The sequence below is a fragment of the Lacihabitans sp. CS3-21 genome, assembly GCF_024343675.1.
Lineage (GTDB): Bacteria > Bacteroidota > Bacteroidia > Cytophagales > Spirosomataceae > Leadbetterella.
The window spans coordinates 354509-366590 of record NZ_RJUD01000097.1 but is presented as its reverse complement, the minus strand read 5'-3'; the positions used below and the strand labels follow the sequence as shown (position 1 = coordinate 366590).

The window sequence follows — 12082 nt, the reverse complement described above, 5'->3', positions numbered from 1 at the left end:
GTGTTAAGCAACGGACAACCTCCTTCAGTCAAAGGATTAATACTGTAGTTTTTATAGAATGTTAAAATAGCCAAAAGTTTGTCTTTGGCTGTATTTTCCTTCTTAATTTTGAACCTTAATGCCTCTTGAAGTTTTGAAATGGAATGTTCAAACGCTTCAATGGCGATTTGATCTTTGCTTTCAAACAAAAGTTTGTCTTTGGCTGTATTTTCCTTCTTAATTTTGAACCTTAATGCCTCTTGAAGTTTTGAAATGGAATGTTCAAACGCTTCAATGGCGATTTGATCTTTGCTTTCAAAATTGCCATAAACACCACCCTTGGTTAGGCCAGTAGCCGCCAAAATATCACTCATAGAGGTGGCACTATACCCTTTGGTATTAAAAATCGGTGCCGATTTTTCAATGATGGTTTGCCTGGTGATATCTGATTTTGTAAACATGGAACAAATATAAACCGTTCGGTTTGTGAATTCCAAATATTATTTGATTTATTTAATCACTAGTTGAATTTTAATACTATGACAATCCAATGCGAAGACGAAATAAATATTAAGTAAGTATTACTTTAAACATTTAAGAAAATGGAGATATAATTTGAAATGATAAGGCAGTTTTCTTTATCTACCCCCAGCAACATCGAGAAAGGTACCTGTTACATATGATGCTTCATCTGAAAGAAGCCAAAGTATGGAATTTGCAACTTCTATTGGTTGTCCTCCTCTTTTAAGTGGAATTGAAGCTTTTAGTCTATCAACTCTATTTACTTCTCCTCCATCAGCATGTATATCGGTGTAAATAAACCCAGGTCTTACCGCATTAACTCTGATACCTTCTCCAGCTAATTCTTTTGAAAGCCCAACGGTTAAAGTATCGATTGCACCTTTTGAAGAAGCATAATCAACATATTCATTGGGCGAACCAGTTTTGGAGGCAATTGAGGAAACATTTACTATGGAACCACCTTTACCACCGTATTTTGTTGACATACGTTTTATTGCCTCTTTAGAACAAATAAGGTTACTTATGATATTGGTATTTATAACTTTCTGGATTCTAATAAATTCCATTTCAATTAGGCTGGATTGCTTCTCAAGAATTCCCACATTGTTCACTAATGCTGAAATTGAGCCAAAATCGGAGTCAATTTTTGAGAATAATGAAATCACTTCACTTTCAGATGAAACATCAGCTTGATATGCTTTTGCCTTCCCACCATTCTCAATGATTACTTTTACAATACCTTCTGCTGCCTGGGCATTGCTAAGATAATTTAAACAAACCTGATATCCTTTTTTGGCTGCTAACAAAGCTGTTGCAGCACCTATTCCCCTACTACTTCCAGTTATTAATATGGTACGCTTCATCCTTATATTATGTAATCTAAGCGTAAAAGAAGGTATTATTTTTATGATTAGAAATTTTGCAATTACTTTTTTAGCGTTTGAAAAATAAGCACGTTATTGTTTAAATGAATAATTTGTTAGAAAAAAACTTCAATTTGGTTAGAAACATATCTGATTTTTTTAGGACAGCTTGAGCGTATTTAGAAGTTAATTTCAATTAAAAAACACACCCCAAAATCTCAGAGTGTGTTTCTATCTTTTAATAAATCTTAATACTACCTCAATACCTGCACTTTAATAATATTTTTGTTGGTCGAGGTTTTTAGTTCTATCAGATATAGTCCAACTTGGAATTTCCTGAGGTCTACTTGTAGATCCATTTTGGTTGGGTTTACGACCGCCTCTTGGATGCTAAGCAGTCTGCCTTGGGTGTCTCTGATGCCAATTTTCACATTCGTGATTTTACTGATATTTGGTAAGCTGATATTAACGAACTCTGAGCTAGGATTTGGTCCGAAGCTTATCTTTTCGATAATTGGTTCTTTGCTAATTTCTTCCATCGATTCAGTTTCAGCTTCATCTGTTTTGGCTAGTAAACTATCTTCTTTTGTAGCGGCTTCGGTGGTATTGCTGCAGTCGGTTGGTTGGCCTTTGAGTACTACATTGCTGCCCGATTTTATTTTGGTCGCTAAAAGAATACCGTTGATGGTCGTCTTTTTGCTGGCATCTGAATGCTTGATGTCTATATTAGCCTGGCTGTGCAGATAGGCGTTGATCTGGCTGCCTTTTTCTATGCCTACATTCTTCGTGGCAAAGATTTTTACGTTTTCTTGGCCTTCGTTTATCGTGATTTCTTGACCAAGTCTGGTGTAAGTTTTGATGTGTACTTTGGTCGTTTGCTGAAAGTTAAGTTTGCCCCCTTTCTTTATTTTCAAGGTCTTGAAATATACATCGCCGCTTCCTGTGTAAGTTAATGTAGCACTTTTGCCAATTTTTACTTTGCCAAAGTCATTTTCGCTAAAACTGCCTTCTTTGTCGTTTTTTACTTTTAGTTTTTTGCTGGTGCTTTTGTCGTTGGCTTCAAAGGCCAGCGGCGTAGGTGCTATGCCTTTTATAACCAAGCTCGGCTGGGTATCCGCCACCAAAACATCCGATTTTACGAAGACATTTGCCGCTCCAAAAGTCGTTTTGCTCAGGTTTATCGTTTTGCCTGCCTGATAGGTTCCGAGTCCACCATATTCAATCGCACTGCCGTTTACCTCAATGTTTTCTGAAGCCAACATGGCGTATGAACACAGACAGTTACCTTGGTTATCGGTGATGGTAATATTTGCTGTAGCAGTTGTGACGTTACCCGAGTTATCGGTCGTGGTAACGGTGATGTCGATTTTGCCCACATTGCTACAGTTGAAGCTTTCTTTGCTTAGGGTGGTCTGTTTTACACCGCAATTGTCCGTGGCTTCTGCTACTATTTGCGTGGCTGTTAGCTTTACAAATCCATCTTTATCTAAACTAAAAATGAGGTTCTCTTTCAGTTTCAGTGTTGGTTTGGTGCTTTCAGCTACTGTGATTTGCAGTTTCTTCTCTGCCTTGTTTCCGTTGTTGTCCTCTACTGTGTAAGTCACTTCTACCTTGCCTGCATTGGTGCAGTCAAAGCTTGTTTTAGACAATGTTTTGCTCTTTATGCCACAGTTGTCAGTGCTACCATTGTCTATATCCTCTACCTTCAAGGTTCCTTTGCCTTGGGCATCCAAGGAAACCGTGAAGTCTTTGGTGAGAATACTCGGTGCCATGCTGTCTATGACCGTGATAGATTCTCTTTTCATCGAGATATTGCCGTAATTGTCTTTTGCATAAAAGGTCACACTGTCTTTGCCAATGTTTTCACAGGTGAAACTGTTTTTTGAAAAATAAATAGAATCTATCTTACAGTTGTCCGAGCTGCCGTTGTTCATCATGGCTGCTGTAAGGCTTGCTTTGCCGTCTTTGCCAAGGTAAAGTGTGACAGGTTTAGTTTTTATTTCTGGCAAAATATTGTCTTTCAGTGTTACGGAAGTCACAAAACTCGAGGTATTGTTATTTTTGTCGATGGCCGTAATTCTAACATCCTTAGTTTTAACTTCACAGTTCAGTTGTTGCTCTGAAAATGTAACAGATTTCAGACCGCAGGCGTCGTAAACATTCAAGCCAGGTGTATTAAGGCCAAGCTGAGGTATACCATTTTTGTCAATTACCAAGTCGATATTTTTAGACGTGGAATATGGTGGTATATTATCAATTATCAACACATTGGCTGTTGCTCTTGATTCGTTTCCAGCGGCATCAGTTGCTATCAATGTCACGGAATTGTTGCCAACTTCAGTACAACTAAACACAGATTTACTGAGTTTTAAGGTATGTGAACCACATAAATCCCAACTGCCTGCATCTATGTCTTTTACATCCAACAATGCAAACCCATCAAAATTAAGATTTATAACAGCATTTTTTGTAATCACATGTGGAGCTGAAACATCCTTTATATTGACCCTACACATGGCTGTAGTGGTGTTGCCTGCAGCATCTCTTGCTGTCACACTTACCCACTGAAAGCCTATGTCTCCACAACCAAACTGTGTCTTGTTAATTTCAATACCCGTCACTCCGCAGTTGTCGGTGATACCGGCATTTATATCTGACAATGTCAATATACCTACTCCTGATGCACTTAGGTTCACTACCGCATCTTTCAGTAGTACTTTGGGACTTTCGCTATCTATGACTGTCAGAGTACTTACACAACTATTGCTCGCTCCATAAATATCTGTTACGGTAAGTGTAACACTGTGTGTTCCCACTCCAAAGGGGCCTATTGGACTGATACTGTAAGTAATGGCATCTCCATTAGGATCACTTGACCCCGCTCCTATTTGCTCTGCCGTTACTGTCGCTATACAGTTGCTTCCTAGTGGCACTGTAAGCGGAGTGCAAACTGCAATTGGGGCTGCGTTTGTCGCTACAGTACTTACTCCTGAGCTTATCGACGTATCAATAAATGGAAGAATATTGTAAGGTGAAGGAGGCAAAATTATCCTAATAACTTCTATGAGCTCCACTTCATAAGTTAATCCTAATGTTAAACCCGCGATAGTGTAAGTCCTTAATGTACTGCTAATATTATCAATGGTAGTCTCACTCCCCCCCACTGGCTTATATTTGATCTGATACTTATTGAGCGTTACACTTGGTGAATTAATCGTCACATCAGTCTCCCCCCAGTTAACCGTTATGTTGTTGGTATTCCCCACTTGACTCGCTGAGGTTATCAACGTCTTTGAATAACCAGATAAAGAACAAAAAAGTAAAATAAAAATTTTCAATATATTATTAGATGTTCTAAAAGACTTTCTCATTTTCTTAATTCTTTTGGCAGATTATCAAAGTTAGGAACATTGCTCACTGAAAAGCCGCAAAGACCTTCTATTTTCGCACTAAACACAACTCCTGAACGTGTTTCAAAACCAGGCAAAAGTTCTATAGCATTACCAGATTTAAAGATAACATTGGCATTTGGTTCGAGTTTATTTATAGCAATTGTGTATGCCACGGCTGTTTGGCTATATAATCCACTGATTGGGTTTATATTTACTATGTTTAGAGCTTCGGCTGAACCACTCAACGATAAGTTTGCAGTATTTGAGGTTGCCGAGCAACCATTATTACGCACGACACAACGGTATTGGTACCCATTGTATGCTGCAGGAGGAAAAGCTAAACTCAAAGTGGCCGTATTTTGACCTGAATAAACCGAACCCCCTACTACTGATACAAACCCAGAACCTGAATTTACCTCCCATTGATATGACGCACCAGTCTCATTGGCTGTAACAGTGAAGCTTGTGTTGTTCCCTTGACATATACTTGAATTTTGTGGATGAGTAGATATTTTAATTGTACATATGCTTTGTTGAAAACCTTGAGTGAGTGCCAAATTCACTCCTGTCAATTCAGTGGTAAAAGTTTCACCTAAGGTCCATGAAACTTGAAGGTCGCTTCCCAGTGAATTCCCTCCCGATGTACCAATTACTTTCGAACTAATTGACACTTGGGCATGAATCATTGAGGATATAAAAACGCCTATGACAGCAATAAAAATTGTAAGTTTTTTTATTCTCATGGTTGCCAGTACCTTGAAAAGTACATAAATTATAATTTTACAATCGTTATTTTGCCAGTTATTGGGTGCGTTCCATTAGAAGCAGATACTCTTATGGAAATGGTATTTCCAACCGAAGCATTTACTATACCGGTCAAATTTATAATAGCATCATTTGTGCCCCCAGCATTATAATAACCACCATCATATGCTATGTCTGTTGTATTTTGTCGCAAATAAGCAATTATGTTTGTTCCACCTAAAATAGTAGCTTTCAAAGAAAAATTTACCATATAAATGCCAGCAGTTGCCACAGTGGTGGTATAAACCTCCGTGCCGTTAGCACTACCAAAAACGCTTGAGTTACTAGAAGTACCACTAATACTTGCATCTATAGAAATTGAGGCAGAACCAGCTGCTCCTGTTGCACCTGTAGCACCTGTAGCACCTGTAGCACCTGTCGCTCCATTTGAACCATTCGAACCCGCTGATCCTGTTGCTCCTGTAGCACCAGTTAAACCAGTTGAACCATTCTGTCCTGTAGCCCCAGTGGCTCCATGAGCACCTGTTGAACCAGTTGGACCTGTAGCTCCTGTTGCTCCGTTTGAACCAGCAGACCCAGTGGCTCCAGTAGCACCTGTTAAACCAGTTGAACCATTCTGTCCTGTAGCCCCAGTGGCTCCATTAGCACCTGTTGAACCAGTCGGACCTGTAGCTCCTGTTGCTCCATTTGAACCAGCAGATCCAGTGGCTCCAGTAGCACCTGTTAAACCACTTGAACCATTCTGTCCTGTAGCCCCAGTGGCTCCATTAGCACCTGTTGAACCAGTTGGACCTGTAGCTCCTGTTGCTCCATTTGAACCAGCAGATCCAGTGGCTCCAGTAGCACCAGTTAAACCAGTTGAACCATTCGATCCTGTAGCACCAGTTGGACCTGTAGCTCCTGTTAAACCAGTTGAACCATTCGACCCCGTGGCACCAGTAGCTCCATTAGCACCAGTTGAACCAGTTGGCCCTGTAGCTCCTGTTGCCCCATTTGAACCCGTAGCACCAGTTGGCCCCGTAGCACCAGTCGCTCCATTTGAACCAGCGAGTCCAGTGGCTCCATTAGCCCCAGTTGCTCCTGTTGAACCAGTTGGCCCTGTAGCACCAGTCGCTCCATTTAAACCAGCGAGTCCAGCTGCTCCTGTAGAACCAGTTGGCCCCGTAGCACCAGTCGCTCCATTTAAACCAGCGAGTCCAGCTGCTCCTGCTGGACCAGTTGGCCCCGTTGCACCCGATGCCCCATTTGAACCTACAGCTCCAGTAGCACCTGTCGCTCCATTCGAACCAGTTGCTCCTATTGAACCAGTTGGCCCTGTAGCACCAGTCGCTCCATTTAAACCAGCGAGTCCAGCTGCTCCTGCTGGACCAGTTGGCCCCGTTGCACCCGTTGCCCCATTTGAACCTACAGCTCCTGTAGCACCTGTCGCTCCATTCGAACCAGTTGCTCCTGTTGAACCAGTTGACCCCGTAGCTCCCGTTGCCCCAGTTGAACCAGCAACTCCCATAATTCCTTGTGCACCCGTAGGACCTGTTACTCCAGGTGTTCCGCTTGTAGCGGCATATAGTGCATAGGGTACACTCATCATTTGAGTTGTTCCAAGATTAATATAGCTCGATCCGCCAGCAGGGTCCATCTCTACTTGAAGAAATTTTGTACCAGTTGCCCAGTTTATACCCGAAAAGGTACCCAATTGTGGTACTCCATTACCAACCGTTAAATTAAATAAACCAAGTGAAGATGTAGTAGCAGCGTGGGTTTCTGCATAAACTACTGAACCTGAGGGACCGCCAGTCAATATGCTAAATTTGACTGAAATGGACTGACTAACAAGTAAATTTCCAGCACCATTTCTAGCTACAGCTTGATAAGGTATACCTTGTGGAACTTGTGAGTGGGCTATAAAGGTGAAGACAGAAAATAATCCCAGTAGTAGATATTTTTTCATTTTTGATTGAATAAATATTTTTTTTAGTTTTCAAAAGCCAAGCAATCCTAAAAAAACTTAACTCCAATGGTTTTTCGGAAAATTAAGAAAAAAAGCCTTTCTTACAAAAAAATATTCTTTTAATGTTTTTTGAATCTTTTTAATAGGTAGATTTTAATACAAATTTCTGTTGCTTTTTAATGTTCAAACCCCTTGTTATCATACCATACTACAACGAAAAAGAGGCCATAGGTCCCCTTTTAGAGGAATTTTTGGAATTCAAAGATAATTTGGTCAATATAGTTGTGATAGATTATTTCTCAACTGATAAAACAGCCGAAATTGTTTCGAAATATCCTTTAAATTTATTGAATCTTCCTGTAAATTTTGACATCGGAAGAGAGGTACAAAATACTTTGGAATTTGCTTTTGAAAATGACTTTAATCTAGGTATTCTGGATTTACTCATAATTTATCTTTATCCAAAGCCCAACAAATTGGGTCTGGGCAAGTTGGCATGATGTCCTCCAGTCTATTCCAAATATTTTATTGGCTCAATCACAAAAAATATGGCAAAGTGGAAAGTAAATTTTTTTCAACCATCTTTAGCTATTAAACCATCGTTTTTCTTGATTGATAGACCACCTTTTCTCGAATAGAGTCCTTATTTCACACCTGAAAATAACTCGGCTGTATACTTTATCTACATGTTGAAAATGAATTAAAACACCATGAGCAAAGCATGTTTTGAGACATAGAACTAACTGATATGCCAATTTCTGTTTGAGTGAGCTGTCCAGCGTTGAATTCTATTAGGAATTTCAAAATCATTAATCGAAATGAAAGTTGGTTCACAGTCAATCGAACCTCACCAACTATGAAATCTTTTTAAACTAAGATTTCCATTTTCAATATCTTACTCAATTGTTAATCGGAGTAAGGCTCGCTTGCTTATGGATTCTGAAAACCTTATTGTCCGATTCAAAACTAACTTCCAAGACTTCGATTACCATCGTTAATGAGTCAGTATCGACATAATCGGTGGTACCTCCGACAGAGTTTGCCCTTCGCTTTTAAAGTCCCAAAGTTGTGTCATTAGCAATCTAGCCCTAACCTGGCAAGAAGATTTCTACCCATTCAATAAATCATTAAAATCTTTTTCGAAGCCAGAAGGCCATTGGGCGTTTTTACCTAATAAGCTATTAGTACCAAATACCCAGAAATAAAGCGAATTGCTAGTCCAAAAATCCTTAAAACTTACACCAAAAGCCATGCAAAGTATAGAAGGAGGCTGCCACAAAGCAAGATGGTTTCTTCCCCGTTTTCTACACCAATTCTCTTCAAAAATTGTATCTATGAATTATTGATTTGCTGATGGACAGACACCAAAAATTAAGTGCATTGATGCTTCTTTTCGAAAATATAATTGATTTATAAGATGCTATGTTTTTTTTGCAGTATCTTTTGTTTCTTAAATTGGAACAAGATCTTTTTACAGTTTAATTTCGTATAAGAAAGGAAACTTTTCGGCATATTCTTCTACAAAAAAATCAAAAGGTTTAATGAAATTCAAACAGTCTTTTATCTCAACTTCAATGCGGAATTCTGTATTTTTTTTCCGAAAAACTTCCTTTGCTTGATAATTCTCGAAGGAGTCTTAATGCCATTAAATAAAATGATTTATTAGTATAATACAAATCGTGAAACTTTCAACTATTATAAGGGAGTAAGTGGCAGGTTGTAAACGAAACAAATGCAGTGAAAGACCAACATTTATATCAAATCTGTAGGAAGAATTATTTGAGAAATGGAAATTTGAGTAAACATGGTCTAATTAATGCTTTCAAACAATTTTGTCAGAAAAAAAGGATTTATTATATAGATAAAAACCTTTAAAAGAATAATATTTTTTGGCTGGATAAGTGCAAGAATTTTAAACTAATGAATCATTGTCATTTATACAAGAAATTTATATTACTTTACCCCCCCAGTCATCGGCCGACCGTACAAAAGTCGTATGTTAGAACGATCTCTCCATTAGGAGATGGAATTCTTATCTGAGCTTAACCATACAATATTGACTTTTGAATGATTTTAGTCATGGTAACTACAATTATTCTATTTGTCATTTTTAGGTTGTTATGAATTTTAAAAATGATTCAATTAGTTGCTGGATTATTCGAATACCATCATAATTTATATAAATTTCATCGTCTGAAATTTTATGAAAGTCGTCATGTAAGCCTGTTGTAAAAGAAAGCGAAGGAATGCCTGTTTCGACAAAGACTTTTGCATCAGTCATGAATAATTTTTCGTGCTAGCTTGTGTGTATTTTACCACTGAAGGTGGTTGTTTCGAAGAAATATTGGTGTTGAAGAAGCGTTTTTTTACCATAAATATTCAAGACTCTTGCATTTTTATCAAATCTACCTACCATATCAAAATTAATTACAAGAGCCAATGGTGGGAGTTTATTTCTACAAAATAATGCAAAGGCGGCAGAACCAAACAAGCCAATTTCGTGTGCCGAATAAGCTACAAAAACGTAATTATACTTTTTTGTACTCAAAGAATTAAGGCTTTGGGCGATAGCGAGCATTAATGCAACTCCAGAAGCGTTATCGTCTGCTCCATTATGAATCCCTTTTTTTCCGTAACTTCTAGAACGATTTTCTCCCAAACCAATATGGTCATAATGAGCTCCAATAAGTATCGTGCTATCGGCATGATTGTTAACAAAATAATAAATGTTTTTGGAGAAATGATTACTATCGGTCTGATAGGTAAATTCATGGATTTTAGGTTTTGCAGAAAATGTGGATTCGAATTCCTGATAAATAAACTTAGCGGCTTTATCTTCAAATATAGAACTAGCCGACCGACCATTTAGGCTATAATGTGCTAATATTTGTATGATTTTTTTGTAATAAAAAATAAGATTACCGTCAGTAGATTGTTGAGCTATTGTACTGTTACTTAACAATAAAAATATGAAAGATAAGCTAAATTTCATTAATTGATAATTTAGCAATTAACTTCAAAAATAGAGCACAAAGACCATTTCTAAAGTCAATCGCTCAAAGTATTCTATTTAATTTTATTACCTTTTGGTGAACTAGGAAATGGACCAACTCCTGGATTTGTTCCAGTTTTTGTACCCGCATCAGTTTTTGTGCCATTTTCAGTATTCGTACTGGTGTTTGTATTTTGATTTTAAGTGATTGGAAGTATTTCTGGCTCTTTAATGATAGGTTTTTGTACAACACCATCTAAATTTAAACGCAAAGTTTTACCATCCCAAGACATGCCTTCGCCATTTTGAGAGGTGTTTCCATCTGTTTGCATAACCCTTTTTAAGTCTTTATTGAAGGAACTTTTTGTCAAAAATGTAGGCACTTCGCTTGTTTTTGCATCGATTCTATCTCCGACCGCAATCCAACCTAAATCAACATTAGATTTGCCTTTATTCAGTTCTTCAACCATAAAACCTTCTTTGTCTACTGAAACTATATAAACACCATTGCACTGACCCATTGGCGTTATGGTTACTATCGGGCTTTCGCCTAACATTCTTGCATATTTTGCCTCAAACTTTATGGTATCTCTACCTTCAATTAAGCGTGCTTTGCCTTGCTTATAAACAACGGCATCGGGGGATCTCTTTGAATATGATGGAAGCATATCTTCGCCCGAATTAATTAGCTCTACTTGTTTACCAGAAGTGTAAACATCGCCAACATTATAGGTAGAAAAGAGTTCTCCATCATTGATTTGTCCAATTATCTCGCCTTTTGTTACTGACCCAATCATACCAAAGAATCCTCCTCCAATGTTAGTAGCAACTCGCTCATTTGGTGCATAACCACCACCGGAGGCATAAGCAGCACTACCATAAACACCATAATTTAATAAACCACTACTTCGATAACCCAATGCCCCCCAATAAGTACCATTATATTCAGCACCAAAAGTACCCGCGGTTCGAGAATAATCATTATAACTCCAACCACCCACCAAATGTATAGACATCTCCCCAAAAATTAAGGCCCTTTGTTGCAGTATTTGTAATTGATTGTGAATAACCTGTTCCATCATTCTAAGAATCTCATGTCCGATAACCATAAAAGGATGACTGTCCATCACCATTGATTGTTAATTGATTCATATACGTATAAAATTTGCTTTGTATCACAGGAGTTACATTTAACCCTACGGAAGTGCCATTATCTTGTATTTGAGAATTACCTATGGTATTGGCACTTACGAATTTGGGAATAAAATTGGTTGTACCTGTTGCTCCGCCCAGACCCGTTGCACCTGTTGCACCTGTTGCTCCCGTTGGTCCTGCTGCACCTATTGGGCCTGAAATTCCCATTGGTCCAGTTGCACCCGTCGCTCCCGTTGGGTTTTCCCAAGTTGCAACCCCAGTTGCGTTAGACGTAAGCACTTTTCCAGCAGCGGGAGGGCCACCTTTGATTTTGACTTGCCCAGTTACTTCTAAATCTTGGGCATAAATACTTGAGAGTATTAAACTTAACAAAAAAGATAAGTAAAGTTTCATTTCCATATTTTTATTATTTTTTGTTTACAATTGGAGTCAATTTGCTCTAAAGTGAGTCAATTTGTCTTTGCAT

Annotated in this window: 8 protein-coding genes and 1 pseudogene; 1 reads left to right on the top strand and 8 read right to left on the bottom strand. The window is 38.3% G+C overall.

The window, feature by feature from the left end; translation table 11 throughout:
- The 5 genes from EGI24_RS16205 to EGI24_RS21925 all read right to left on the bottom strand — a co-directional run.
- Positions 1 to 476 (bottom strand): TetR/AcrR family transcriptional regulator (locus tag EGI24_RS16205; RefSeq protein ID WP_255049567.1); only part of this gene is annotated, 476 nt, incomplete at its 3' end.
- 141 nt (positions 477 to 617) lie between these two features.
- On the bottom strand, positions 618 to 1364 hold the full coding sequence (locus EGI24_RS16200; RefSeq protein ID WP_255049566.1) for an SDR family oxidoreductase: 747 nt from the start codon (positions 1362 to 1364) through the stop codon (positions 618 to 620).
- 254 nt (positions 1365 to 1618) lie between these two features.
- Positions 1619 to 4735 carry a T9SS type A sorting domain-containing protein gene (locus EGI24_RS16195; RefSeq protein ID WP_255049565.1) on the bottom strand — a complete coding sequence of 1039 codons (3117 nt, stop codon included), beginning with the start codon at positions 4733 to 4735 and terminating at the stop codon, positions 1619 to 1621.
- Entirely contained in the window at positions 4732 to 5499 is a 768-nt protein-coding gene (locus EGI24_RS16190) for a 3-coathanger stack domain-containing protein (RefSeq protein WP_255049562.1), read from the bottom strand. The genes EGI24_RS16195 and EGI24_RS16190 overlap by 4 nt, the downstream gene beginning before the upstream one ends.
- A 29-nt stretch (positions 5500 to 5528) precedes the next feature.
- On the bottom strand, positions 5529 to 7469 hold the full coding sequence (locus tag EGI24_RS21925; RefSeq protein WP_310586098.1) for an exosporium protein: 1941 nt from the start codon (positions 7467 to 7469) through the stop codon (positions 5529 to 5531).
- Between the two features lie 179 nt (positions 7470 to 7648).
- Here EGI24_RS21925 and EGI24_RS16175 point away from each other — a divergent pair, with 179 nt between their 5' ends.
- Entirely contained in the window at positions 7649 to 7969 is a 321-nt protein-coding gene (locus EGI24_RS16175) for a glycosyltransferase (RefSeq protein WP_255049560.1), read from the top strand.
- 1610 nt (positions 7970 to 9579) lie between these two features.
- Here EGI24_RS16175 and EGI24_RS16170 read toward each other — a convergent pair.
- The 3 genes and pseudogenes from EGI24_RS16170 to EGI24_RS16160 all read right to left on the bottom strand — a co-directional run bounded on the left by EGI24_RS16170 (position 9580) and on the right by EGI24_RS16160 (position 12009).
- Positions 9580 to 10461: pseudogene (locus tag EGI24_RS16170) on the bottom strand (M28 family peptidase).
- Between the two features lie 200 nt (positions 10462 to 10661).
- The gene (locus EGI24_RS16165) at positions 10662 to 11588 is read right to left on the bottom strand and encodes a hypothetical protein (RefSeq protein ID WP_255049559.1); all 927 of its coding nucleotides are present in this window, start codon (positions 11586 to 11588) and stop codon (positions 10662 to 10664) included.
- Positions 11554 to 12009, bottom strand: coding sequence for a hypothetical protein (locus tag EGI24_RS16160; protein ID WP_255049577.1), 456 nt, complete (start codon positions 12007 to 12009; stop codon positions 11554 to 11556). Before EGI24_RS16160 ends, EGI24_RS16165 begins: the two co-directional genes overlap by 35 nt.
- Positions 12010 to 12082 lie beyond the last annotated feature (73 nt).